The organism is Acinetobacter apis, assembly GCF_900197575.1.
Lineage (GTDB): Bacteria > Pseudomonadota > Gammaproteobacteria > Pseudomonadales > Moraxellaceae > Acinetobacter > Acinetobacter apis.
This window is the reverse complement of the sequence record NZ_FZLN01000002.1, coordinates 158,078-184,209: the sequence shown is the minus strand read 5'-3', so window position 1 is coordinate 184,209 and position 26,132 is coordinate 158,078. Positions and strand designations below refer to the sequence as shown.

Here is a 26,132-nt window from a genome sequence, read left to right as displayed (position 1 = left end):
GCAAGTTGCTTTCTTCTGATGCTGTATTAACTTTCTTGTAAATCAGGATCTTGTAAGCTTGTTTTCCGTACGCTGCTAAAACGCATCATGCACAGTAATCCAATGAATAAACTGATTAACCCAAAATAAAAGATACTGCTTGCAATCGGTAAGAAACGCGTGAGTAAGCCTAGACCTGTGGTGGCAATAGAATCTGTAGATGCATCTTGTGCCAACCAAATGGAATTAATACGCCCCAAGTAATGATCAGGCGTATGGCCTTGCACAATACTATATTGTAATAAGTTGGCAACCGCACTGCAGTAACCAAATACGGTTAAAATAAACAAGGTCAGGCTAAACCATGGACTCAAACCAATCGCAATCATACTTGTAAATACGGCCAAGCAAAAATACAGCATGACATTCCCTGGACGGATAAGTTGATTGGTCCAACCACTTAAAAAAGCAGCAACAACGCTTCCTAAAGGCACTGCTGAATACATGAGTCCCAATTCAAACGCACCACCTGCAAATTGCTGCTCAACCATTTGTGGAAAAACAATACGAATTGCGCTACTAAAACTAAGCAGCGTACCAATTAAAATGGTACTGCCGACAATTTTATGATGGAACACAAATTTAAAGCCTAATAACAGTTGTTTGAATGGTGATTCAGTATTTTCATTGTGTTGCAGTGGTTTAAGGGACGGCAAGTTGAGCAATAACATCACAGTCAATAAAGTACCGATGGCTGCAATCCAATAAGCAGCAGCAATATTGGTTGTAGCGATAATTATGCCACCTAATGCAGGAGCAATCACTGTTGCAAGACGGATTGACAACATGCTGACAGCACGTGCTTGCATAATATTTTCACGACCAACAATAATGGGCATGACTGCCATCATGGCGGTTACACCTAAGGCACCAAAGAAACCATCCCAAGCACTTAAAAAATAAATGACGCTAAGTGATGAAGAACTCAACATGGCATTCACAGCCAAGCCGATAAACCCAATACCACATAAACTTCGAGCACATAAAATCAGTTTTTTTCGGTCATAACGGTCAGATAAAATGCCACCCAATAACAACCCAATAAACATGGCAATGCCTTCAATTGCAGTCGCAAAAGCGACATGCAACAGGTCATGTGTCATTTGGTAAACTTGTTGTGGAATGGCAACAATTAACATTCCAATGGTTAATAACGACAAAGTTCGTGCAATAAAAATATGACGAAAATGACGGTTGGTTTTCAGAATACTAAAATCTGTCACTAAGCGGTTAAATGACATGATCAATCTCCGCAATATGACGAGCCTGCATAATATATTGGTTTAACGTCTGCCCAAATGTTTTGAGTTGGCTTGGTGATAACACATTACTGTGATCTGCATTTGGCAGCGTGGTTATTGAAAGCTGTGCGACCAAAGGTTGCCACTGAGCTTGTGGTTGGATATACGAAAGTAAATCTTTTTCTGCAACCACAAGATGTAAATGACCATTAAATTTTGGCATTTTAAATGGTTTTAATAGCCGTACTGCATCACGATAATTTGCAAAAATATCTTCTTGCAAACGCTGAGTTTCTTGACAAAGAGACACATCTGCATCATCTAAAACATCATTAAAAAACTGCAATTGTTCTTGTTCTGCTTCAGCATGTAGGTCTTCAGCTGAGGCATCTAACCACTGATGAATTTCGGCAGGATACGTATCTAATAATCCTAAATAATCCACCTGTTCATTTTGTGCAAGCAGTTTGGCTGCTAATGCATATGCTACTGTTCCACCTAAGGAATACCCTAAAAAGTAATATGGTCCATGTGGCTGTATGGTACGAATGATTGCCAATTGTTTTTCGACCAATTCATCAAGTGTGCTACTGGTTGCAAGCAGCCCATCGGGACGAGGAGATTGTAAGCCAATCATAGGAATACTTGGATCAAGATACGGTGACAATGCCGTATATTGCCATGCAGAGCCTGAACCTGGTGCAAAACAAAATAGCGGCCGTGTGGTGCCTTCACGTATTGGCAACACCGCTTGCATACCACTTTGTTCCACATGGTGGATTCGTTCTTGTGATAACAATAAGGCTGCGATACGCTCAATACTCACATGTGTCATTAACATGCCCATTGGTAAAGACTGATTAAATACTTTGCGTAGTTCGATCACCAATTTCATCACTAAAATTGAATGACCACCAAGCGCAAAAAAATCAGCATCAATCGAAATATCATCTTCAATGTTTAAAATCTTTTTAAATATTGCAGCAACTTGATGCTGTATTTCAGAATGTGGTAATCGCTGAGTATGTGTCTGTAGGGCAATAGGTTTAGGTAACGCTTTACGGTCTAATTTACCATTATGACTTAAAGGAAATTCAGTCAGTGAAATGAAGTGACTTGGGCACATGTAAGGCGGCAATACTTTTGCCAATTTTTTGTTGATTGCAGCAGTTTCTAATGCTGTGGCTGTTTTTAAATATGCCACCAATTGCGGTTCTTGCGAAGGATTCAAAACAACAGGATGAACCACAACATCATCTACTTGCGTGATTAAACGAATTTGCTGTTCAATTTCGCCTAATTCAACACGTTGACCACGAATTTTTACTTGATCATCAGCACGGCCAACATATTGAATACGACCATTTGATTGCCAATGCGCAATATCCCCTGTGCGGTACATGCGTTTGCCATGATGAAATGGATTGGCCACAAAACGGCTTGCTGTTAAATCAGGTCGGTGATGATATCCCAAAGCCAATTGTTCACCTGCAATATACAGTTCACCATCGACATTGAGTGGCACAGGGCGTAAATACTGATCTAAAATATAAAGTTCGGTATTCCAAACAGGATAGCCAATCGCAATGTGATGTTCTGAGGTGTCTATTGCCGTATTAGCTTGCATAAAACTGACATCCACCGCAGCTTCTGTTGGGCCATATAAATTATATAAATCTGCATTAAAGTGCTGACTAAAGCTCGTGGTTAAGCTTGTAGGTAACGCTTCACCACTACAAAATACTCGTTTTAATGGCAGTTGCTGACATTCTGTTTGAGATATACATGCACGAACTGCTTGTTCAAACACTGACAACATGGATGGGACAAAATGTAGTGTTGTAATGCCTTGTGTCTGAATGATATCTAATAACTTAATTGGATCTTTGTGGGCATTTTCTTCTGCCATCACTAAACGCGCACCCACCAAATAAGACCAAAAAAACTCCCACACTGACACATCAAAGGTGCTTGGGGTTTTTTGTAATATCACATCATCTGTATGGAGCGGATATTGCGCTTGCATCCATAAAATCCGATTCACAATGGCTTGGTGAGAGACCAATACCCCTTTAGGTTGTCCTGTTGTTCCTGAGGTATAGATCATATAAGCAGGATGTTGTGGGGAAATAGGGGGGGGTTGGTAATTGGCAAATGTATCTGCTTGGATCTCAAATAGTACATCAAAATCAAATCGCGCGGTCGGCAAATCAGTCAATATGTTGGATTCGGTGATGATAAGTCGAGGCTGTGCATCTTCAAGCATATATTGAATACGTTCATGAGGATGCTGTAAATCAATCGGTAAATAGGCAGCACCTGCTTCAATCACCGCTAAAACGGCCAAGCTCAATTTGGCTGAGCGGGGTAATGCAATAGCAACCACATCACCTGCTTGGACATTATGCTGCTGTAATTGTTGTGCCAAATAGCAGACTTGTTCACGGACTTGTTTTAAATTCAGTGTATGCTCAGCATCAATTAAAGCTACGGTGTGAGCATGTTTTTGAGCTGCATGCTGTAATAAGGTTTGTAATGTGGTGGCAGGTACATCATGTTGTGTTTGATTGATCGATTGCACAAACTGCATTTCTTGCGGCAGTTGCATTTGGTAATCTGCCAATATTAAATGTGGCTGATGTAATGCAGTTTCGATCATTTGTACAATACGCATCATTAATAGATCAGGCTGATCAACCACACCACGATGCTCTAGTAACAGTTCGATAGATTGGTCAGGTATCACTAACAGTGCCAATGGATAATGGCTATAACCGCGATTGGTCAGTTTTTCAATCTGTGCATTGCCAAAAGGCTGCTCTAAATATTGATGATCAGGATAGTTTTCCACCACCAAAAGGGTATCAAATAATTGTCCTTTACCACAGAGATTCTGAATTTCATTAAGACCTAAGCCATCATGTTCTAAATGGCGACTATGCAGCTGCTGTAATGCATCTAGCTGTTGCCACAAATTCTTTTGCATATTTAATTTGACATGTACAGGGATGGTATTGAGAAATAAACCAATCTGTTGTTCTAAGCCCATAATAGGTGCTGTGCGACCAGAGACAGGTGTACCAAAAATAATGTCTTCACGGTAAGCATATGTTTGTAGCGTCATTGCCCAAATTATTTGCATAAACACATTTAAGGTAATACCTACTTCACGAAGGCGCTGCTCTAGTTGTTGACTCAGTGTAGGGCTGAGCTGATATGCATATTCTTGAATGGCATGATTTTTTGAGGCTTCAAATAAAATCAGAGGTTGTGCATCATCTAAATCTTCTGCCCAAATGGTTTGAGACGCGGCATGGTCTTGCTGAACCAGTTGCAGCATAACGTCATGATATGAATGGGACAGTGGATTTAAATGGGCAGAAGGCTTTTGATACGCTGCTATAAAGTCTTGCATAAATAAGGGCGTTGACCAACCATCTGTTAACAAATGATGAATCAGAATAATGAGCTCTGCATGTGTTTTGCTATGCTCAATCAAGACTGCACGAATTAATCCATAAGCCTGATTTACCTGCATGGGTTGTTGTAACACATCTTGAATGTGGTTTTCTAATTGATTGACCGTACAGTGGAGCTGTGTCAGTGGCCAGTTTTGGGTGATTTGATCTTGGTAAATAAAAATGGGTTCTTCGGCATTTTCGCTGTCAAACCATCCTGCCAATTGTGGATGTTTTGCCAATACTGTATTTAAAGCATGTTGTAAATCTTGATGGTTGATTTGACCTGTTAAACTCATTTGGGTAAATGCATTATAGCTTGCATGCTGTGCGTTTAATTGTGTATGAAACAGCATGCCTTTATGCAGTGGTAATAAGGGCAATACAGTGAAATGCTCACCATATTTAGATTTAACCTGTTGGAGCACTTGTTCGTCGATTAAAGCCTGAGAAGTTAAAGGTGTATTTGCCTGTTGTTCTAACTTTTTCAAGCGTGATGACATGGCAGCCATATTTTTAAGTTGGAATACTTCGCTTGGTTTGAGTACATAGCCATGTTGACGTAATTGAGTACATAACATAATGGCAGAAATACTGTCGCCTCCAATCATGAAAAAGTCATCATCTATTCCCATGCGTTCAAGTTTGAGAATTTGAGCTGATAAGTCACACAGTAATTGTTGTTCAGGGGTTTGTGCTGTACGACTCAGTGTCGATATTTGTGGGCGAGGTAAGGCTTTTTTATCCACTTTACCACTGACATTACGTGGAAATTGCTGCATCACTGTCAATGCAGAAGGCACCATATAATCAGGTAAATTTTCGCGTAATACACTTAAATAAGATTGGCTTAATTGTTCTGCATCTGAGGCATTCCATACGAAGCCTTTCACAACACAGTAGCCCAATAAGCGATGGCTATTATTCATAGGTTCTGCAATTACCACAGCACTTTCAATATTGGGAAGAATAGACAGTGCATTTTCCACTTCACCAATTTCAACACGGTAACCACGGATTTTAATTTGGTCGTCACAACGCCCCATAAATTCAAGTTTGCCTTGGGTATTCCAGCGCACTAAATCACCTGTGCGGTACATTCGTTGCTGACTTTGAAATGGATTGGCTACAAAGCGTGTTGCACTTAAATCAGCACGTCCAAGATACCCATTGGCAATACCAAAACCTGAAATATAAAGCTCACCAATGACCCCTGTGGCACAGAGTTTTAAATCTCGATCTAAAACATAAGCATGTGTATTGCCAATGGGGTTGGCAATGACAGGACGCTCTGTGTGTTTTAATTCTGCACGGAATGTGTCAACCGTGTATTCTGTTGGACCATATAAATTATGTGCAAATAAATCAGGCTGAGCATTTAATTGTTGCCACAATGCCAATGGTGCAGCCTCACCACCAATTAAAATTAGATTTGGATGATGTTGACCTTGAGCAAATAAACCGTTGGTAATCATTTGTGCACAAAATGACGGCGGTAAGTCCAAAGTATCAATATGGCGATGCTGAATTTCTTGGACTAAGCCCCAAGCATCACGACGCATATGTTCATCAAAAATATGTAATTCTTGTCCCCATATCATCCAAAATACTTGTATCCATGATGAGTCAAATGAAAATGAATGGGTATGTGCTGCACGTAATGTGCGATGTGGGTGCTTTTGATTCACTGTATCTAAAGCAGGTTGAAAAATTGTGTGTTGATGTGAAAGAATGAGATTCAGTAAAGACCCATGTGTATTCATCACCCCTTTAGGGCGACCTGTACTGCCTGAGGTGAAAATGACATAGGCAACATCTTGAAAGTCAAAATGACGTTGGCTTGGTGGAATAGGTTGGCTATCTTGGCGTTGAATTTGTTCAAGCACCTGTGGATCATCTAAGTAAATCCGTTTTAAATGAGGTGGCAATTGATGTGTTACCAATGGTGTAGTCAGCACAAAAATGGGATTGGCATCTTCACACATCATTTGCATGCGATCGATTGGATAATCTAAATCAAGGGGTAAAAAGCTTGCACCTGAATTTAAAATTGACAGCATTACCACCACAGATTCTGCAGAGCGTGGCATTGCAGCCGCAATCACGGTATTTTTTTTGGCCCCTTGTGCCTTTAAGTATCGTGTAAATTGATTAATTTTAATGGATAGTTCGGCAAAGCTGAGTTGATATAAATGGTCACGCTCACCACTTACGAGTGCAATGCGGTCAGGATATAACGCAGCTTGTTCATAAAAGATATCTAAAATATTATTATATTTATTCGGATGAGTAATATTTTCACCTGTACCAGCTTGAATTAACGCTTTTTTTTCAGATTGCGGCACAATGTCTATCTGTTGAATGGCCTGTTTGGGTTGTGCTAATGCTTGCTCTAAAAGGAGGGTGAGGCGTTGCCCGTGTGCAAGTAACTCTTGCTGACTATAACGTTCAGCATCTGCACGTAGCTCAATCACTAAAGTATGCTGTTGTACAATAAATGAAAACTCAAAGTCATCAATTGGGCCGGTAGAAATGTGATGCGTTTGAATAGCATCTTGACCCAGCTTAAAGTCTTGATCAAACGCTTTATAATTTAGAATGGGGCCATGGATACGTTCGTGAATATCGACACTGTTAAGATCACGCACAATATGTTCAGCATCATATTTTTGATGTGGACGAATCGATGTCAGCATGTGTTGAACTTGAGTGGCTAAGTCATACCAGCTTGAGTTTGGAAGTACATTAAACTTGACCGGTAACACATTTACTGTTGGCATTACAGCGCGAATGGCTTTAGAGCCAAGTCTGCGCATGAATGGAATCCCCACCACCAAAGCAGATTTATCACTCATTTTATACAGATACAATAAAGACAATGCCATCATTAAATCAGGCAGTGTGCATTTGTTCTCTGTTGCAAGATGCTGAATTTTATTTAAAATTCCTGTTGAAAAATGCAATTGATGCTGTACAAATTTCGCTGTGGTTTTTGCAGCAGCATGATGAATACTCAGTGTGATGGGGGAGGGTAAATCCTCACAATAGCGCTGCCAAAACTGTTGGTCTATTTTAAATTGTTGGCTCTTTTCATAGGCCAAACGCTCTCCAATGACGTCATCTACACCAATAAATGGCGATGGCGTGACAGGTTGATTCAACACACGGTATTGATAAATTTCCATGATGCGTTTAGTCAGTTGAATCAAGCTAAAACCATCTAACATAATATGGTGATAGCGTTGATACCAAAATACTTTGTCATGCGTTAGAAAAAGCACTTGCCGATAGAGCGCATGACTATTTTGCTTTAATGATGGGGCATTTTGACGATCTCTAGCTATCCAATCCCAAACTTGTTGGATTGCTTGTTCAGCAGCTAAATGACGAAAGTCCAATGTTTCAATGGCAATTTTAGCATCAGGCTGAAGCAAAAATACGGCCTGATGGGCTTGAGTTGAATAAGCTGCTGTAATGGATTTTGCTTCAGTAATACCTTGTTGAATGGCCAATGTAAATTGAGAGATATCTAAACTATTTGGACATTCTAAACAGTGTGCAACCGCATATAAGTTTTCAATCTCAGTTAAATGATCAGCCAAAAATATGCCATGCTGTGTCGATAGTAGAGGGTACTCTTGTGTATACGATGTATTTGCTTGAGGTCGGTAAGGTAAAGATTGATTCATGCGGCAACTCCTTTAAGCATGCTGAAATGGATTGATTGATGTCCAATGTTGTTCGACATAATCGATACATGCACGGCGTGTATCAGGACCAAAATGGCTTTCCCAACCTGCAGGCAAGTGATGTGTTGCAGGCCATAAACTATATTCACCAGCTTGGTTTTTTAATACCTGAAAAGGAAGTTGTTCGTTATCAAATGGATTGACATAATTTTCTTGTAATTGACTCATATAACATGTCCTTATTGTGATGTTTTAAGCAAGAATGTGTTGAAGCGTATTTAATAAATCGTGGTGCCAATGAACAGGATCATGTCCGCCGTAAAATGGATGAAAATTGGAATGAATACCGTGATGTTTGAATTGCAGATCGAGTTGTTGAGACAACTCATACATATCGCTTTCACACTGTCCCGCACTCATATGAAATTGAGTCGATGTTGAATAAGCTGCTAAATGCGGCTGAATCAAATGATTAAAATCAGGTGTCGTTTGAACATCAGATGTAGATGTTGTTTGAGTACCGATAGGTGGTTTATGCGCTGCTGAATGATAGGCATCTCGTTGGGATTGTAAAAACGGGCTATGGGTCAAGTCAGACCACCAATATGCACCCGATTGTGCCACCACATGTTGAAAGGTATTTGGATACAATATGCTGCTGTGTATGGCACATAAGCCGCCTAGGCTTTGACCAATTAAAGAAACTTGATTCAAATCAATGTTTGCTTGCCATTGTTGTAACCAAGGAATTAATTCATTCACCACAGCATGACTAAACTGATCATGACAACCATAATCATGTTGTCGTCGCTCAAAGGCAGAGTGGATTAACACATACATTGCAGGCTTTATACGGTGTAATATAGTGTGTTGTGCAAGCTTGGTATGCAATGCTGATTGTTGAGACCACAATTGCCCATCTAAAAATAAAATGAGAGGCAAATCAAATGGAGTCTCTTGCAGTGATTTGTGATCTTCGGTGGTGTAAATATCGATTTGATAACAAGTATTTAATATTTCACTATGCCATGATTTTGATTGATATCGATTTAATGAATTCGATTTTGATATGATTGGGAACTCATCAACAGCATACATTTGGTGAATAACAGCAGCAATTTGACCTTTATAGCTTGGATAAGCATTATATGGATCGACTTGTGCACACTGTTGTAATTGTTGAACCCACCATGCACGGCGCTCAGCAGCAATTGTGGTTAAAGGTGGATGTTCTACGGTTTCAACAATCACATAGCTGCCAAACCAATCGCGTGGTAGAGCAATCTCGTAAACACAAACATCTGTATTTTCAATACAGTGAAAAAGATTCCACTGTTCATATACCGAAGGGGTTTGTGAATAAATATCAATTAAAACATGATGGTCAGAATTTTTTTTTCTATAAATAAAATGACATTGAATGTGGTTGTCCTGATCTGTAATGAGCGGATTTTGAATGTCTTTAATCTGCTCCCACCACATGCTTGAGCCAACATGATCTTGATTCAATATGGGATGAGTAGGATGAAATTTTAGCTTCATCTATTGACCATTTTTATAGGAAATTTTCGCGTTAAATTATCAGAGTAATTTTTGTTAGTAAATAAAAACGATTATCATTATTATTAATAAAAAATTGACCAATTAATTTTTTTAATAAATATCATATGTATATATTAGTAATTTAAATAAATATGACACATAGAATGATTCAATTAAGTTTCAGTTAAGATTAATAAAATAATTATCATTATGTTAATAAGAATTATTTGTATTAACTACTCAATTAATGGTCGACTTGGAGTGATTTATGGGTTCTACCATTGTGGTTACAGGAGCTGCAAGAGGAATTGGGGCTGCTATTGCCTTAAAGTTATTAGAACAAGATTTTGATGTCATTGGAATTGATATTGAACCAGATAAAAATCAGTGGGAAGTTAAGCAAAAAATAACAGAACAACATCAACACCGTTGGCATGCGATGGTGCAAGACATCACGGAATTTTCTCAAATACAAAAGCTCATTCAACACATCGTTCAACATCATCATGTGGTTGGTTTAGTGAATGTGGCAGGTATTTTAAAAATGACGTCGCTGTTAGAGGCAACACTCGAAGATTGGCAAAGCTCGATTGCCGTGAACTTACAAGCTCCCATTGTGTTGAGTCAATATGTTGCTCAACATTTGGTTCAACAAGGTGGTGGCAGCATTGTTACTGTCAGCTCAAACAGTGCCCGTATGGCTCGGACACAACTTGGCTTATATGCCACAACCAAAGCTGCGCTAAGCCATTTTTGTCGTAATTTAGGCTTAGAAGTTGCCCCTTTTAATGTCCGCGTTAACGTGGTTTCCCCAGGTTCAACTTTGACTCAAATGCAAAAACAGTTGTGGACAGATGAGCATCCGCCAGCAAGCATTGTGGATGGTGACTTAGTGCAGTTTCGCACCGGTATTCCACTTAAGCGAATGGCACAAGCAGAAGACATTGCCCATGCGGTGGTGTTTTTATTGTCTGAGCAAGCATCACAAATCACGATGCAAGAAATTGTGGTCGATGGAGGCGCTACATTAGGTGTGTAGTCGATCATTTAATCAATTAATGACAAAAAAATGAATAATATATAACCGCAGAAGGAAGCATGCGATGTCTATTCAACCACCTTATTTTATTCAAGATCCGAATTTAACAGAAGCACATGTTGCCTTAGCAGAAGAGGTTTTACAGTGCGGAGATACACCTGCATTTTTATTTAGTACCCCTGATTATGTGATTCAAAGTCACCAAAAATTGGCAGATGTGCATGTCTCACCTGATCAAGATTTGTCAGCTTGGTTAAAACAAGCCAAGTTGCAATTACAAGACACTATTCAGCAAGGTCATCCTGATGCATTGATTATGGGCGGTATTCCATTTAGTCATGCAGAAGATGTTAACTTGATGATCATGCAACAGGCAAACTATTATCAAAAGCTGTTATTTTCGCAAGCAGATTATGATTTAACCCATCAATATCACAGCACAAGTTACATCCCAAGTGCTGAAGACTTTCAACAATCAGTTGAAACCTTGGTTCATGCATTAAAAAATAATCTGCTAGATAAAGCAGTCTTGGCTCGAATATTACATATATCTTTCCATCAAAAAATTGATATTTCTAAGCTTTATTATAATTTATCAAAGCATAATCCAGATGGTTATAATTATGCGGTTGCACGTAATCCTCAACAAGAAGGATGGTTTGTAGGCGCTAGCCCCGAATTATTAATTGCTAAACAGCAGCAGCGCATTTGGAGTAAACCTGTGGCAGGGACATTGCCACGAAGTGCGGATGTTGCACAAGATCAATATCATGCACAACAGCTTTTAAATTCTGAAAAAGACCAATATGAGCATGCTTTGGTCATTGAAATGATTGCTGATCAACTGAATCCATTTTGCAAACAACTGCATATTCCTAAACAACCAAGTTTAATTCGAACCAAACGTTTATGGCATTTAGCAACCCAAATTGAAGGGACATTAAAAGATGAGCAAACGCATGTCTTTGATTTGGTTGAGAAGCTTCATCCCACACCTGCCATTTGTGGTCAACCGACCGATATAGCACGCAAAAAAATTGCTGAACTTGAACCATTTAATCGGGAATTATTTGCAGGAACTATGGGTTGGGCAGATGGTTGTGGCAATGGTGAATGGTCAGTCACGGTCCGCTGTGCACGGATTTTTGAACATACTGCACGGCTTTTTGCAGGTGCAGGGATTGTCGCTGCATCTGATCCTGCTGCCGAGTGTAATGAAACGGCTGCAAAATTTAGAACAGTTTTAGATGGTTTTGGGCTGTCGCCTGAACAAATATCTAAAGGATGAACCACATGCCAAACCATTATTTAAAAGGTGCTGTTGCATATCCTGAAGAGTTTGCTCAAAAGTACCGAGAGAAAGGCTATTGGATTGGGCAAAATCTAAGTGAATTTCTGCATGTATCTGCTGAAAAATTTCCAAACAATATTGCCATCTACTGCGGCGATCAAACAATTAGCTATCAGCAATTGAATATAGCCGTAGACGCTTGTGCTACACGCTTGAGTAAATACGGTTTACAAGCGGGTGATCAAGCTGTTGTGCAGTTGCCCAATCATCATGCGTTTTACATAGTGTTCTTTGCATTAATTCGATTGGGTATTTTGCCGATTATGTCGCTCTCCGCCCATCGCTTTTCTGAAGTAAACAGTTTTTTTAAACAAACTCAAGCATGTGCTTATTTTTGTGCAGACTTTGGAGCACAAAAATTTGATTATCGGGCTTTGGCTCGGCAATGCCAAGATGCTAATCCAAGTTTAAAACATATTTTTATTTTAGGCGATGCTGCAGAATTTGAATCAATTTCAGCCTTATATGACTTTGATACACAACCACCTGACAAGTATGTTGCAAGCCAAGCCAGCAGTGCTGATCAAGTGGCTTTTTTACAATTGTCAGGGGGCAGTACAGGCATTCCTAAATTGATTCCACGTACGCATGATGACTATCTTTATAGTGTGCGAGAAAGTGCCAAAATCTGCGAGCTTAATCAAACATCTAGATTACTAATGGTGTTGCCTGTTGCGCATAATTTTTCGATGAGTTCTGCGGGAGCATTGGGCATTTTTTATGTCGGTGGTGCTGTTGTGCTTGGGACAGATCCAAGTCCTGAAACGTCATTTGCATTAATCCGAAAATATCAAGTGACAGATGCTTGTCTTGTGCCTGCATTGGTTCATCCTTGGATTGAAAAAGCTGCACGCGATCAAGATGATATTTTATCGACTTTACACTGTTTACAAGTGGGTGGTGCCCGTTTAGCTGATGTCGTTGCAACACGCTTGATTGATGAATTTAAAGTGAGTTTGCAGCAGGTTTTTGGAATGGCAGAAGGCTTAGTCAATTACACCCGTTTTGATATGAACAAGGCACAAATTATTTATACACAAGGGCTCAAAATTTCTGAAGATGATGAAATATTGGTTTTAGATGATGAAGATCGACCTGTGGCACAAGGGGCGATTGGGCACTTGCTGACACGTGGTCCTTATACCATTCGTGGCTATTATCAAGCGGAAGAACATAACGCACGTTCTTTTACGCAAGATGGCTTTTATCGAACAGGCGATCTTGTCCGAATATTAGATGATGGTTGTATTGTGGTTGAAGGTCGTTCCAAAGAACAGATTAACCGTGGCGGTGAAAAAATTGCCACTGAAGAAGTCGAGCAAGCATTAATTACGCATCCGCAAGTCAAATTGGTGGCTTTAGTCGCAATGCCTGATGAATTACTTGGTGAGAAAAGCTGCGCATTTGTGTCTTGGCAAACACAGCACGACGATCCGAGTGAAATTAGGCGCAGTTTGATGCTACGTCAATACTTAAAAGATTATGGTCTAGCACAATATAAAATTCCAGATTCTATTCAATTTATTGAGCATTTTCCCTATACCGCTTTTGGAAAAATAGACAAAAAAACACTGATTAAACAGCTTTAAAGTCAAATTAATAAATAAGGTACACCCATGACTATTCCAAGAATTGCCAGTTATCCCATGCCAAAAATGGATCAATCTATTCATAATAAAACAGATTGGCGCATTGACCCTCAACAATCCGTATTGCTTGTGCACGATATGCAGCAATACTTTTTAGATTTTTATGATGTTTCGCAAGAGCCTATTCCAGAACTTATTCGGCACACGAAAATGCTGATTGAACATGCACATGAACAAGATATTCCAGTGGTATATACCGCACAACTTGGTAATCAAACGCCAGAGCATCGCCAGCTTTTAACTGACTTTTGGGGGGCAGGGTTAAAAGATGATCCTGTACAAACAAAAATTCATGATGAATTAACCCCACAGCCAGAAGACACTGTATTAACCAAGTGGCGCTACAGTGCATTTAAATTTTCAAACCTTGAGCAACTGATGCAAGAGTGGGGACGTAATCAATTGATTGTGTGTGGTGTATATGCACATATTGGTTGTTTAATGAGTGCCGCAGAAGCATTTATGTTAAATATTAAACCCTTTCTCTTGGCAGATGCGATGGCTGACTTTAGCCGTGAAGAACATGATCTTGCACTTAAATATGCCAGTACACGCTGTGCCCAAGTGATGACCACGGATAATGTACTTACAGCATGGTCAAATCAGGCAGAGGATCAAATACATCCGCTATCAAAAGCAGGTATTTTGCGTGCGGTAAGTGAACAGTTACAACTTCCTGCTGAAGAAATTCAACTCCAAGATGATTTATTGCTTTTAGGCTTAGATTCAGTCCGTTTAATGACATTGGTGGGGGTATGGCAAGCTTGTGGAAGTCGTGTCAGTTTTGAGGATTTAGCAGAGCAACCCACTTTAGATGCATGGATTGGAAAAATAGCCGCTTAATCTGTTTATTCAACATCAAGAGGTGCTTTAAAACGTGATATTGGGTTTGAACACGTTGTTTTATACAACATGATTTCAACCCAATAGATTAAAGCACGGCCTTCAGTTTTAATGACTGAAACAAAATGAGCTGAATGTCGTAATTCAAAGATACTTTACTTGAGTGTGATTTATTATTTTACCAAATGATTATATTTATTTAAATTAAATCTAAGTTTATTTTTACTAGTGGTGAATTTAAATTAATCAAAGTGATTAATATCAATTATTTAAATTTAATATATCCATAGAATATGAATTGATATTTTAATTGAAGGTTAATGGTTATTGACCGTTATATAAATAATAAACATTTATACAATAGTTAAACTTTTTATTGCAATCTGCAAAGGTGAGGGATAAGATACCAAAAAATAAATGATAATGATTATCAGTATATTGTGCTATGGAGAATGGATTATGGAGAATAAGGAATGAAATTGATAAAACCAAGATTGGGATTGGCAATTACAGGAACAATGATTTTATCAATTCAAGTTTATGCAGAAGATACAACTGTAGTAGATGAACCGAAAGCGCAGCAGCTTGAAACCATTGTTGTTAGTGCATCGTTAAAAAAACAAGATATACAAAAAGCGCCTGCTTCAATGAGCGTGGTGACCAGTGAAGATATTGAGCGTAGTGCTGCGCTCAATATTGCAGATGTTCTGCAAAGAGAAGCTGGTGTCTATAACTATAATACTGGGATAGACAAAGTTTTAATTCGTGGGATGCAAGACACATCGGGGAGTTATACGTTAATTTTATTAAATGGTAAGCGCATGTCTTCATCAGGTGCCATGTGGCGTGGTAACGATTTTGACTGGAGCTCAATTCCATTAAATAGTATTGATCGCATTGAAGTGATTCGTGGTCCAATGTCATCGCTTTATGGGTCTGATGCCATGGGCGGTGTCATTAATATTATTACTAAAAAAGCCAAGCCTGGCGAAACGACAGGCTCTATTTTTGCACAGTTTAACCGAGCTGATACAGGCCGAGGAAAAAACCAATCTCGCTATGGTTTTAACTTAAACACGGGGTTAACAGATCATCTTTCGTTACGTGTTACTGGGGATGCATACAATCGTGATGCATGGTATCGAGAGGCGGCAGTGACAAAAGATGGCGCATATTTTGTTAAAAAAGAAACCAAAAATATTAATACCACTTTAACTTGGGATATTAACGATCAGCAAGCGATTGACTTTGATGTGAATTATAACCATGACCGACGCCCGTTGACACAAGATACATCCAACGGTTTTTCTGAACTTGAAATTGAACGTACAAATTTTGGTTTAACTCACCGTGGTCATTGGGATTGGGGAACAACAGAAGCATATATCGGAAAAGAAACAGGTAAAATTGAAGATTACGACAGTGATTATGACGCGCCACAACGCCGTAATTATAAACAAGAAAATTTAATTGGTCGTGTATTTGCTAACTTTGATTGGTGGATGAACAGCAGTACAGTGGGTGCAGATTATAAAGACCAAGAAATTACAGACATTATTGGTTATCCAAATACAGGCGGTTCTCAGCAAAAATCTTATGGTGTCTTTGCCCAAAATGATACCCATATTACGAAAGATTTAACCCTGACACTCGGTGGTCGTTATGATGACTTTGACAACTTTAAAGGCAAAGCGACAGGTAAAGCCTATTTGGCATATGAATTACTTGATGGTGTCGTGGTAAAAGGGGGCGTAGGGCAAGCTTATAAAGTACCAAGTCCTTATCAGTTAAATGAAAGTTATCGTTTCATATCGTGTGGTGGTAGTTGTTATATTCGAGGCAATGCCAATTTACAGCCTGAAGAAAGCACAAGTTATGAAGTGTCGTTATTGGTGAAACGACCAGATTGGAATTTTAACATCACTGCATTTAACAACGATGTTGAAAACTTAATTGAGCGTGTTAAAGACACCTCTGCACCTGCGGGATCGTTGTTTCCAAACAAATGGAGCAATATTTCAAAAGCCAATTTACGTGGGATAGAACTTGCAGCAGGTTATGATTTTAATGATGATTTGGGCATTAAAACCAATGCAACTTATTTAGAAACAGAAAATAAAACCACCAAGAAAGAGCTAACTGAACGACCAAAATGGATGTGGAATAACTCTGTATTTTGGACACCAGTTGAAAATTACAAAGTGAATTTAAGTGCAAATTATATTGGTTCACAAATTTTAAGTTCTGGACAAAAACTGCCGTCATATACCACCTATGATGTTGTATTTTCATCTAACTTAACACCAAAAGTAATTGTAGATTATGGTGTTAAAAACATTACCAATGTCGATTTAGAAGATAAAAACACAGGGTTTAACACCAAAATGTATGGCCGAAACTATTTTGTGAAAGCAACTTATAATTTTTAAAAATTTAATTTTAAATTGACCTATCATTGTTCTACAGTGGTAGGTTTTTTAGCTTAAATGATCAATATTGATAATTGAGTTTCAAATTTATTGCTCAATTATATTGTCATGACAATATGATTTTTATCACTCACCTGGCTTACTAGATTTTAAATTTTTATTGATTTAAATCGCTTATCTTTCATCTCTATACCGTTATACTTATTGATATATGCCTATCAATGAATAAGATTTATATGAAAAAATTTGCTGTTGTTGCTGCTGTCATTCAACATGAAAACAAAATTTTATGTGTACAAAGAGCATCATCTAAATATGATTATATTTCTTTTAAATACGAATTTCCCGGCGGAAAAATAGAACTTGGTGAAACACTAGAAGAAGCCATTGTCCGTGAAGTTGAAGAAGAATTATGTATGCATATCATTGTTGACTCATATCTTATGACAGTCAATCATGACTATCCTGATTTTAGTATCTCTTTAAATACATTTTTATGTTATAGCCAAAATAAGAGCTTACAGTTAGTTGAGCATATAGATTATCAATGGTTAACTGCTGATGAGTTAATCACTTTGGATTGGGCAGCAGCAGACTTACCCATTGTGAACGAGTTGATAAAAAATGATTAGAGATGCTTTAGCTCAAGGATTAATGACAAGCTTTATAGATGGGTCTGTCACTTCTGAAAATATGTATCAAGCTCAATTGGTGCAAAATCATTATCCAATACAAAAAGTGATTAATACATTTGAAAATGAATTAGCAGATTGCACAAGATTTTGGTTCACTACTGCTTTTTTAAGCATGAGTGGCTTTAACACCCTTTATGCATTGCTTGAAAATTTACAATCTAGAAATATACCAGGCCAAATTTTAGTTTCTCAATATCTTAATTTTACGCAGCCTGATGCGCTCATCAGATTAAAAAAATTTTAAAATATCGAAGTTCGTATAGACACAACCTCTGATTTACACGCAAAAAGTTATCTATTTGAGCATGAAAATCATGTTAGCGTGTTATTAGGGAGCAGTAATTTAACAGCCAATGCACTTTGTAAAAATGAAGAGCTAAATATCTTTATTCGGGCATTACCTAACAGTAAAGTAATTCATGATCTTATCTTTAAAAAGCAAACTTTATTTGATCATGCACAAGAATTAACGGATGACTATATAGCACAATATAGTGAGTTATATCAAAATATTAAAAAAAATTCTCAGCAATTGCTGCTGCAAAAACCATCTGCCTATCAAGCTATTCAACCCAATTTAATGCAACAAGATGCGTTAGCCAGCTTAAAAAAATTGCGACAGCAAGGTCATTCAAAAGCATTACTGATTTCAGCAACGGGTACAGGAAAGACGTATCTGTCTGCATTTGATGTTCATGCTTTTCAAGCTAAAAGCTTGTTATTTGTAGTACATCGAGAAAACATACTAATTGATGCACAGAAGACCTTTAGAAATGTTTTTGGCGCTCATTTTAAATCAACTATTTTTTCAGGTTCTCAGCAAGATTTAGCAGGTCATCAATATGTTTTTGCAACCATCCAATCTTTATCTAAAGACCATCACTTAAATCAGTTTGCACCTGAAGCTTTTGATTATATTGTAATTGATGAAAGCCATCGTTCTGGCTCGGCAAGTTATCTTAAAATTATTGAATATTTTAAACCAAAATTTCTTTTAGGAATGACAGCAACACCAGACCGCAGTGATGGCGTAGATATTTTTAAATCATTTGATTACAACATTGCTTACGAGGTTCGTTTAAAAAAAGCAATGGAATGTGATTTGGTATGTCCTTTTCATTACTTTGGTATTTCAGATTTAAAAATAGATGGTGAGCCCATTGCTGATCATGCAAACTTTAATGACCTCGTAAGTGCTGAACGTGTTTTAAAAATTAAGCAAGCATCAGATCAATTTGGTACAGACAATGGTGAATTAAGAGCTTTGGTTTTTTGTTCTGGTGTTCAAGAGGCAGAGATTCTTTCAGAAAAAATGAATACTTTGGGTGTCCGAAGTATCGCTTTAAGTGGTCAGAATACGACAACACAGCGCGTTGCTGCAATTGAATCAATCAGTTCAGCAGACAATAATCGTGTTGAAATGATTTTTACAGTGGATATTTTTAATGAAGGCATTGATATTCCTGCAATTAACCAAGTCATTTTTTTACGAGCAACAGAATCATCAATTATATATATTCAACAATTAGGCCGTGGGCTCAGAAAACATGTAAATAAAGAATATTTAACAGTCATTGATTTTATTGGTAATTATGAGAAAAACTTTTTAATTCCAATGGCTTTATTTGGGGATAATTCATTTAATAAAGACCAACTGCGAAAATTAGTGACCAGTGGCAGCTCATTATTGCCTGGTGCATCAACAATTTATTTTGATGAAGTTGCTAAAGAAAAAATATTTGCCTCAATTAATCACTCTAACTTTCAAACTAAAAAAGATTTGGTGAGCGATTATAAGTTATTAAATGTGAGACTTGGTCGTATGCCAATGATGATGGATTTTCTTGAAACTCAATTACGAGATCCATTTAGCTTTGTCAGTTATGCAAAGTCTTATTATTCTTTTGTGCATTTAATTGAAAAACATATACCTATATTAAATGAGTTTGAAGAAGCCTTATTACAATTTTATGCCTTAGAAATTAACAATACTAAGCGGGTACTTGAGTCATTATTATTCAAAAAATTACTTGCGTCTAATTTAACCCATCTATCTGTTAAAGCTTTTCAAGATGATGTGAAAACGCAGTATCAAATTGACGTGTCTAGCGCGGATATTACCTCAATTGTTAATAATTTAAATATGGTATTTCATCCAATCAAATATTTTAAAGATCGTGAAGTATTCACCATGTTGAGTATTAACGATGCTTATTTTAAGGTATCTGATTTATTTAAAGAGGTTTTAAAAAAGACTACTTTTAAAATTTTTTTAATAGATAATGTGGACTATGCTGTCACAAGCTATTTTAAAGATTTTGATCGTCAAAACTTTAATCATGGCTTTGTTTATTATGCAAAATATTCACGCAAAGATGTATTTCGAATTTTAAATTGGGAAAAAAACCAAAATCCACAAAATGTGGGTGGATATTTAGCCAGCCCAGATAAATCCAATTGCCCAATATTTGTTACTTACCATAAAGCAAATGATATTTCTGAAACTACGAAATATGAAGATCAGTTTATTGATGCTCAGCATTTTCAATGGATGTCTAAATCAAAAAGAAAAATTTCAAGTCCTGATGTACAGGTGATTTTAAATTCACAGCAACAAGGTACATTACTGCCTTTATTTGTTAAAAAAGATGATGATGAAGGCGTAGACTTTTATTTCATTGGTTTTTTAAGTTATATCATAGGAACTGCGCAAGAAACTTTAATGCAAACAGAGGAAAAGCCTGTTTCAGTTGTGAAAATGGATTTTAAAATTGATCGGCCAGTTGAAGCTGGGCTATATAAATATCTTGTAAATGCATAATATCAATTTTCATTCAGAGTAAGACTGATCATTATTTTAATTAAATATTTAGCTCTGTAGCATGAAAAGTAATGCTTATTCAGGAATGAATATAAGGAAGAGAAATGTCAACAACACAAGATTACTATAACCAACATGCTGAAGCGTTTTATGCTCAAACGGTATGTGTAGATATGAATGATTTATATCAACCTTTTTTAACTCATTTGCCCAAACATGCCAAAATATTAGATTTAGGCTGTGGATCTGGTCGAGATACTTTGGCTTTTAAACACCAAGGTTATGATGTAGATGCGATAGATTATTCAGAAGAATTGGTTAAAAAAGCATCTCAATTCACAGGCTTAAAAGTGATGCATCAAAGTTTTTATGATTTATCGGTAAAAAATAAATATCATGGGATTTGGGCTTGTGCATCCTTATTGCATTGTGAAAGAAATCGATTATCTGATGTCATACACCGTATTAAAGAAGCATTGCTAGATCAAGGTGTTTGTTATATATCATTTAAATATGGTGATAGTGATCGAGAAAAAGAAGGGCGCCAATTTACAGACTTAAATGAACATCAAGCAGAAGTATTATTTAATCATTTTGCAAACATTCAAATACTACAGCAATGGATTACTACCGATCGAAGACCAGATCGTGATGAAAAATGGCTCAATATTTTATTTAAGAAAACCTAGACTTGAGTGGAAGATGACTAAATTTTATGAAATTGAACCGAATCTTGAGAATTATTGGCGCTCAATTATTTTGTTTGGTCGTAATGTTGCATCTTATAAGTTTGCTTTAGCAAAATCGTTATATCACTTAAAAGAACAAGGCAAAACAGTGGTCACCCTAGACCAACTCGCATATCCATTTAGTCAACATATCTGTGAGCATTTAAAGTTAGTAGATAAACAGGCAACATCAAATTCAAGTAAATTTTTAGATGTCTGTCGAGCATATAATTGCAATCAGATAGATCAAAACACATTAATACAGAAAACAGTTCAATATGGTTTTGCCAATGTGATTGATGCATTCCATATGGTACATGGGCAAGAGTTACCACAAAGATTTTTTGCTGATGCAAGAAAAACGCATGGCGGCATTATTTTAACCGATGAGGTTTTTCAATTATTTGATACTCAACATGCCAATGATTTGATTGATGAAACAGAAGCCAGATGGCGCTTAGTGGAAACAGCATGGAGTATGAATTTACCTAAACATTTAGTGCAAATTGAACATGATGATACAGGTATTTTAATTGCAGACAATAAGATGAGAAGAGTGAATGTAACTTCTGCAAAAGCGGCTTTAAATGGTTATCAAAAAGGAAAATGTTTTTATTGTTTTAGACCAATTACTATTACATCATTACTTGATGAATCTGCTGATGTGGATCACTTTTTCCCGCACAAGTTACGAGAGTGCGATGCAGGGAAGCCAATTAATGGGGTATCCAATTTAGTATTAGCTTGCATATCATGTAATCGAGGGCATCAAGGAAAGTTTGATTTACTCCCATCTATTTCTTTATTAGAACGTTTACACAAGCGAAACGAATATTTAATTACAAGTCATCATCCATTAAGAGAAACTTTAATTGCCCAAACAGGGTTTACTGAACCTAAAAGACAACAATTTCTTCAACAGGCATATGATTGTGCAACATTGACTTTAGGGGCAAGTAAAAAATGGCAACCATTGCAAATGGCTGCTGCTACGTTTTGAGCTTTGTCACTATCAATAAATAAAAAAGCCCTCATCTTTCGATGAGGGCTTTTTTGAATCTGGAGCGGAAAAGGAGACTCGAACTCCCGACCCCAACCTTGGCAAGGTTATGCTCTACCAACTGAGCTATTTCCGCATATTGAGCAGTTTTATAAAAACTTACACTAAAAAATTTGGAGCGGAAAAGGAGACTCGAACTCCCGACCCCAACCTTGGCAAGGTTATGCTCTACCAACTGAGCTATTTCCGCGTGAGGCACATATTACATCAAGTGGGATAAGAAGCAATAATTTTTTGATAAAAAATTGATTAAGTGAATAAAATTAAAGCAATAAGGTGTATTTAGTGTTAAATTTATACAATATTGAAGCAGGTCGGTGAGAACCTTGTCTTTATTTACGGAATAATTATAAAACTTGTTATACTGATTAAATCAATAATTATTAGACAGCTAAAATTATGAGCTTACAACAGCAACTGATCGAGAATTTGAATTCACTTTCTCCTAGCCATCTAGAAGTCATTAATGAGTCATCTGGCCATGGGGGTTATTACCCAGGTAAAGAATCACACTTTAAAGTTGTTATTGTGAGCGAAGCCTTTGAGGGGCTGCGTGCTGTACAAAGACATCAAAAAGTGTATGCATGTACTCAAAACTTATTGTCTGCAGGTGGTGGTCATATTCATGCATTGGCATTGCATACTTATGTACCAAGTGAGTGGGTGGGACGTGTTCCTGAAAGTCCAAATTGTGCTCATGCGCCAAAAGGTTAAATATGATGGATTTATTTGTTGGATTGAAAATTGCCCATGGTGTGGCAATGACACTATTACTGATTATTCTAATTACACAAACTGTGATTTTATATCGTGGTAAAGAAGATGTATCTACACTAGCTAGCCGAAAAAAGATAGTGATTGTGCAGCATTCAACTTTCTTCTTATTAATACTTACGGGCACATTCTTGTTATATCTTAAAGGCTTTAATGTTCAGCATTGGTTTTATGCCAAAGCAGTATTATTTTTAGTAATTATTTCAGCCTCGACCAAAGCATTCAAAAAAGGTGATGGCAGCATTTTACCTGTGCAACGTAAAGGCGGAATAGTTATAGCATGGGTTGCTTTTTTTTCCATTATTGGCTTAGTTATAACAAAACCTGCATTTTTTTAAGCAGATTCCTTACAAAAGAATATTGTTATTGTCCGCTCAATATTGAAAAATGAGAGAACTTTAAAATAATAAAATAGGTGACTGGTTGATGAATATACAAATCAAATTGGTTGTATCATCTTTGATGCTAATGTTATTAAGTGCATGTGCAACAGGACCTGTAAAGCCCAATTATGTCTCGCCAACGCTTTACCAAAATTTAAACTGCAATCAATTACAAGCTGAATATAATCGCTTACAGCAATACATTAGCCAAGGTGTTGAGTCTCCAAAGCGAATTTTTTCAGGCGTAGGTTTGGGTTTAGGTGGTGGTTGGGGGCGAGGTGGCTGGGGCTTTGGCCCATCTATTTCGTTTAACTTAGGTCAGTCATCAAACAGTAAGCGTACCGAGGTTGCTCAATTGCTTGGACAGCAAGATGCGATTGCTCAGGCTGCCCGATTTAAAAACTGTTATATTGAAACGGTTCGGCGCAATTAAAAAAAGAGGGTTAGCCCTCTTTTTTGTTTTTACCAGCAAATTTATTACGCACAATTTCAAAAACAGCAGGCACAATGCTTAACACAATAATGGCAATAATCAGTAAAGTGAAATTGTCTTTAACAATCGGTAAATTACCAAAGAAGTAGCCTAATGTTACAAATGAGCTAATCCATAAGATCGCACCTATCACATTATACATTAAGAAAAAACGATAATTCATACTGCTTGCACCTGCTACAAAGGGCGCAAATGTACGAAAAAAAGGTAGGAACCGTGCAAAAACAATGGTTTTACCGCCATGTTTTTCAAAGAAGGCATGGGTTTTTGCTAAATGTTCTTTTTTAATAAAACGGCTGTCTCGTTCAAATACTTTAGGACCAATATAGCGACCAATATGGTAGTTTAATGTGTCACCTAAGATTGCTGCGATGCAAAGTAAAATAATGAGTGTTATTGGGTCCATCACACCTGTAGATGCGGCAAGTGCGCCTGCCGCAAACAACATACTGTCACCTGGAAGAAATGGCATGACCACTAAGCCAGTTTCAACAAAAATAATAATAAATAAAATGACATAAATCCATGTGCCATAAGCATGGATAAATTCTAATAAATGCTGATCTATGTGAAGAATAAAGTTAATAATATCCATGGGTTTAACAAAGTGGTCATATTGTCAAAATGCTAACAGTCTAGCGGCCTAAAGTCAGTAATAAAATGAATAAACTGTACTTATTTATGATGCTTTATAGCAAATCCGTTAGTCTTTGATATAGTTTTCCCCATCTACAGTCATTTGCCATTGATCACCCACCAAATGAGGAGCTTGGGTTACCTTAAATTCAGTGGTAAAAAAAGCAACGCCAGCTTCAATAACAGTCGGGTCAATATGCTTAATAGGTGCATCAATATGTGATTTTGATGACGATGATGCGCTTTCAGCAGCATAGTTATATTCTAAGCGTCCATCACTTTGAATTATGATTCGGCTATGTGGTGCATTCCATGTTCCAATAAATGTTTCATGTTGGCTTAGGCCGCTGTCTTTGGATGTACATGCCAATAGCATAAAGCTCGTAAAAATAAGTGCAATTAAACGTGATAGAGCCATGATAAAATATCTCTGTTGATCATAATTTTGTTACACATATATAACATATTTTAAATTATATATAAATAGTCACTATTTATTTAGAAAAAGTTAATTAGTTTACATTTCATTAGAGTGATTAAGCATGACGTTTTATCGCGTTAAGGATTTTATTCGCCATTGGCGTTTATTACCTTCAGCATGGCTTTTAGCAGTACAGCTGTTTATCTTGGTCATGACTTTTGTACCAATCCAATATCGTTGGTATCAAGTTACTGTTTGGTGCTCAGGTGTATTAACACTATTTTTAATTGCTCGTGTAATTAAAGAAACAGCCACAACACGTTTTTTAGGTCGTTTCTTTATTTTTGGTGCAATTTTATGTTTGTGCTTGTTGATGGCAGGATTTCAGCACTTATATATTCAGATCACGTCTCATGTTTTTGAAATAGGGGCTTATGGCTGTGCTATTTATGGTTTATTACGCTATATGTTTGCAGATCAGTTTTTAACAAAAGATGAACTCTTTGCAGCAGGAGCCGTATTTACATTATTGGCATGGGCATTTGCATATGCATATCATATTTGTCAGCTAGTTGCGCCAAATAGTTTCTCAAACTCTTTGGCTGAAAACCAAATTGAGTCTTGGCTTAATATTTTATTTTATAGTTTTAGTTTGCAATCTGCGACAGGCTTGTCGCATTTACTGCCAATGCGACCTGCGGTTAAAGTCATTTCTATTGTTCAAATGTTTGTTAGCGTGATGTATATCGCCATTGTGGTATCACGGCTATTTTCGTTACGTGAAGTAAAATACGTTCGCAAGCATAAAAAAAGGATGCTTTAAGCATCCTTTTTTGTGGTT

General features: G+C 37.2%; 20 protein-coding genes and 2 tRNA genes. 14 read left to right on the top strand and 8 right to left on the bottom strand.

The window, feature by feature from the left end; translation table 11 throughout:
- Window positions 1-26 precede the first annotated feature (26 nt).
- Genes entS through CFY84_RS07400 form a run of 4 tightly spaced genes read right to left on the bottom strand, consistent with a single transcriptional unit; the run spans window position 27 to window position 9,969 of the window.
- Window positions 27-1,280 carry an enterobactin transporter EntS gene (entS, locus tag CFY84_RS07415; RefSeq protein ID WP_088823585.1) on the bottom strand — a complete coding sequence of 418 codons (1,254 nt, stop codon included), beginning with the start codon at window positions 1,278-1,280 and terminating at the stop codon, window positions 27-29.
- Complete coding sequence (locus CFY84_RS07410) at window positions 1,270-8,427, bottom strand: amino acid adenylation domain-containing protein (RefSeq protein WP_088823584.1); 7,158 nt, start codon at window positions 8,425-8,427, stop codon at window positions 1,270-1,272. The genes entS and CFY84_RS07410 overlap by 11 nt, the downstream gene beginning before the upstream one ends.
- A 12-nt stretch (window positions 8,428-8,439) precedes the next feature.
- Window positions 8,440-8,655 carry an MbtH family protein gene (locus tag CFY84_RS07405; protein ID WP_088823583.1) on the bottom strand — a complete coding sequence of 72 codons (216 nt, stop codon included), beginning with the start codon at window positions 8,653-8,655 and terminating at the stop codon, window positions 8,440-8,442.
- A gap of 24 nt (window positions 8,656-8,679) precedes the next feature.
- The gene (locus tag CFY84_RS07400) at window positions 8,680-9,969 is read right to left on the bottom strand and encodes an alpha/beta hydrolase-fold protein (RefSeq protein WP_088823582.1); all 1,290 of its coding nucleotides are present in this window, start codon (window positions 9,967-9,969) and stop codon (window positions 8,680-8,682) included.
- A gap of 268 nt (window positions 9,970-10,237) precedes the next feature.
- Between CFY84_RS07400 and CFY84_RS07395 the strand changes: the two genes are divergently transcribed.
- The 10 genes from CFY84_RS07395 (at window position 10,238) to CFY84_RS07350 (ending at window position 22,524) form a co-directional block, all read left to right on the top strand.
- Window positions 10,238-11,008, top strand: a complete 771-nt coding sequence (locus CFY84_RS07395) for an SDR family oxidoreductase (RefSeq protein ID WP_088823581.1) — start codon at window positions 10,238-10,240, stop codon at window positions 11,006-11,008.
- Window positions 11,009-11,072: 64 nt separating this feature from the next.
- A complete protein-coding gene (locus CFY84_RS07390) occupies window positions 11,073-12,296 on the top strand; it encodes an isochorismate synthase (RefSeq protein WP_088823580.1) in 1,224 nt (407 codons plus the stop codon).
- 5 nt (window positions 12,297-12,301) lie between these two features.
- A complete protein-coding gene (locus CFY84_RS07385) occupies window positions 12,302-13,948 on the top strand; it encodes a (2,3-dihydroxybenzoyl)adenylate synthase (protein WP_088823579.1) in 1,647 nt (548 codons plus the stop codon).
- Window positions 13,949-13,975: 27 nt separating this feature from the next.
- Window positions 13,976-14,851: an isochorismatase family protein gene (locus CFY84_RS07380; protein ID WP_088823578.1), complete on the top strand. Its 876-nt coding sequence runs from the start codon at window positions 13,976-13,978 to the stop codon at window positions 14,849-14,851.
- A gap of 473 nt (window positions 14,852-15,324) precedes the next feature.
- Complete coding sequence (locus CFY84_RS07375) at window positions 15,325-17,280, top strand: TonB-dependent receptor plug domain-containing protein (protein WP_088823577.1); 1,956 nt, start codon at window positions 15,325-15,327, stop codon at window positions 17,278-17,280.
- Window positions 17,281-17,516: 236 nt separating this feature from the next.
- Window positions 17,517-17,912 carry a (deoxy)nucleoside triphosphate pyrophosphohydrolase gene (locus CFY84_RS07370; RefSeq protein ID WP_088823576.1) on the top strand — a complete coding sequence of 132 codons (396 nt, stop codon included), beginning with the start codon at window positions 17,517-17,519 and terminating at the stop codon, window positions 17,910-17,912.
- Window positions 17,905-18,219, top strand: coding sequence for a hypothetical protein (locus CFY84_RS07365; RefSeq protein ID WP_088823575.1), 315 nt, complete (start codon window positions 17,905-17,907; stop codon window positions 18,217-18,219). Before CFY84_RS07370 ends, CFY84_RS07365 begins: the two co-directional genes overlap by 8 nt.
- A 78-nt stretch (window positions 18,220-18,297) precedes the next feature.
- Window positions 18,298-20,796 (top strand): DUF3427 domain-containing protein, encoded by a 2,499-nt coding sequence (locus tag CFY84_RS07360; RefSeq protein WP_088823574.1) that lies wholly within the window; start codon window positions 18,298-18,300, stop codon window positions 20,794-20,796.
- Between the two features lie 104 nt (window positions 20,797-20,900).
- Window positions 20,901-21,485, top strand: coding sequence for a class I SAM-dependent methyltransferase (locus CFY84_RS07355; RefSeq protein WP_088823573.1), 585 nt, complete (start codon window positions 20,901-20,903; stop codon window positions 21,483-21,485).
- A gap of 13 nt (window positions 21,486-21,498) precedes the next feature.
- Entirely contained in the window at window positions 21,499-22,524 is a 1,026-nt protein-coding gene (locus tag CFY84_RS07350; protein WP_088823572.1) for an HNH endonuclease domain-containing protein, read from the top strand.
- Window positions 22,525-22,584: 60 nt separating this feature from the next.
- On the opposite strand, the gene CFY84_RS07345 is transcribed toward CFY84_RS07350, so the two are convergent.
- Window positions 22,585-22,660: transfer RNA gene (locus CFY84_RS07345), tRNA-Gly, on the bottom strand.
- A gap of 38 nt (window positions 22,661-22,698) precedes the next feature.
- Window positions 22,699-22,774: transfer RNA gene (locus tag CFY84_RS07340), tRNA-Gly, on the bottom strand.
- 209 nt (window positions 22,775-22,983) lie between these two features.
- Between CFY84_RS07340 and CFY84_RS07335 the strand changes: the two genes are divergently transcribed.
- The 3 genes from CFY84_RS07335 (at window position 22,984) to CFY84_RS07325 (ending at window position 24,174) form a co-directional block, all read left to right on the top strand.
- The gene (locus tag CFY84_RS07335) at window positions 22,984-23,298 is read left to right on the top strand and encodes a BolA family protein (RefSeq protein ID WP_088823571.1); all 315 of its coding nucleotides are present in this window, start codon (window positions 22,984-22,986) and stop codon (window positions 23,296-23,298) included.
- Window positions 23,299-23,300: 2 nt separating this feature from the next.
- Complete coding sequence (locus CFY84_RS07330; protein ID WP_088823570.1) at window positions 23,301-23,696, top strand: SirB2 family protein; 396 nt, start codon at window positions 23,301-23,303, stop codon at window positions 23,694-23,696.
- Between the two features lie 88 nt (window positions 23,697-23,784).
- Window positions 23,785-24,174 (top strand): hypothetical protein, encoded by a 390-nt coding sequence (locus tag CFY84_RS07325; RefSeq protein ID WP_088823569.1) that lies wholly within the window; start codon window positions 23,785-23,787, stop codon window positions 24,172-24,174.
- 10 nt (window positions 24,175-24,184) lie between these two features.
- On the opposite strand, the gene CFY84_RS07320 is transcribed toward CFY84_RS07325, so the two are convergent.
- On the bottom strand, window positions 24,185-24,829 hold the full coding sequence (locus tag CFY84_RS07320; protein WP_088823568.1) for a DedA family protein: 645 nt from the start codon (window positions 24,827-24,829) through the stop codon (window positions 24,185-24,187).
- A gap of 108 nt (window positions 24,830-24,937) precedes the next feature.
- Window positions 24,938-25,288: a hypothetical protein gene (locus CFY84_RS07315; RefSeq protein WP_088823567.1), complete on the bottom strand. Its 351-nt coding sequence runs from the start codon at window positions 25,286-25,288 to the stop codon at window positions 24,938-24,940.
- 124 nt (window positions 25,289-25,412) lie between these two features.
- Between CFY84_RS07315 and CFY84_RS07310 the strand changes: the two genes are divergently transcribed.
- On the top strand, window positions 25,413-26,114 hold the full coding sequence (locus CFY84_RS07310) for an ion channel (RefSeq protein ID WP_088823566.1): 702 nt from the start codon (window positions 25,413-25,415) through the stop codon (window positions 26,112-26,114).
- Window positions 26,115-26,132 lie beyond the last annotated feature (18 nt).

Excerpts from the sequence above, each read along its gene's own strand:
- entS (WP_088823585.1), bottom strand. The coding sequence starts at position 1,280 with ATGTCATTTAACCGCTTAGTGACAGATTTTAGTATTCTGAAAACCAAC.
- CFY84_RS07410 (WP_088823584.1), bottom strand. The coding sequence starts at position 8,427 with ATGAATCAATCTTTACCTTACCGACCTCAAGCAAATACATCGTATACA.
- CFY84_RS07405 (WP_088823583.1), bottom strand. The coding sequence starts at position 8,655 with ATGAGTCAATTACAAGAAAATTATGTCAATCCATTTGATAACGAACAA.
- CFY84_RS07400 (WP_088823582.1), bottom strand. The coding sequence starts at position 9,969 with ATGAAGCTAAAATTTCATCCTACTCATCCCATATTGAATCAAGATCAT.
- CFY84_RS07395 (WP_088823581.1), top strand. The coding sequence starts at position 10,238 with ATGGGTTCTACCATTGTGGTTACAGGAGCTGCAAGAGGAATTGGGGCT.
- CFY84_RS07390 (WP_088823580.1), top strand. The coding sequence starts at position 11,073 with ATGTCTATTCAACCACCTTATTTTATTCAAGATCCGAATTTAACAGAA.
- CFY84_RS07385 (WP_088823579.1), top strand. The coding sequence starts at position 12,302 with ATGCCAAACCATTATTTAAAAGGTGCTGTTGCATATCCTGAAGAGTTT.
- CFY84_RS07380 (WP_088823578.1), top strand. The coding sequence starts at position 13,976 with ATGACTATTCCAAGAATTGCCAGTTATCCCATGCCAAAAATGGATCAA.
- CFY84_RS07375 (WP_088823577.1), top strand. The coding sequence starts at position 15,325 with ATGAAATTGATAAAACCAAGATTGGGATTGGCAATTACAGGAACAATG.
- CFY84_RS07370 (WP_088823576.1), top strand. The coding sequence starts at position 17,517 with ATGAAAAAATTTGCTGTTGTTGCTGCTGTCATTCAACATGAAAACAAA.
- CFY84_RS07365 (WP_088823575.1), top strand. The coding sequence starts at position 17,905 with ATGATTAGAGATGCTTTAGCTCAAGGATTAATGACAAGCTTTATAGAT.
- CFY84_RS07355 (WP_088823573.1), top strand. The coding sequence starts at position 20,901 with ATGTCAACAACACAAGATTACTATAACCAACATGCTGAAGCGTTTTAT.
- CFY84_RS07350 (WP_088823572.1), top strand. The coding sequence starts at position 21,499 with ATGACTAAATTTTATGAAATTGAACCGAATCTTGAGAATTATTGGCGC.
- CFY84_RS07335 (WP_088823571.1), top strand. The coding sequence starts at position 22,984 with ATGAGCTTACAACAGCAACTGATCGAGAATTTGAATTCACTTTCTCCT.
- CFY84_RS07330 (WP_088823570.1), top strand. The coding sequence starts at position 23,301 with ATGATGGATTTATTTGTTGGATTGAAAATTGCCCATGGTGTGGCAATG.
- CFY84_RS07325 (WP_088823569.1), top strand. The coding sequence starts at position 23,785 with ATGAATATACAAATCAAATTGGTTGTATCATCTTTGATGCTAATGTTA.
- CFY84_RS07320 (WP_088823568.1), bottom strand. The coding sequence starts at position 24,829 with ATGGATATTATTAACTTTATTCTTCACATAGATCAGCATTTATTAGAA.
- CFY84_RS07315 (WP_088823567.1), bottom strand. The coding sequence starts at position 25,288 with ATGGCTCTATCACGTTTAATTGCACTTATTTTTACGAGCTTTATGCTA.
- CFY84_RS07310 (WP_088823566.1), top strand. The coding sequence starts at position 25,413 with ATGACGTTTTATCGCGTTAAGGATTTTATTCGCCATTGGCGTTTATTA.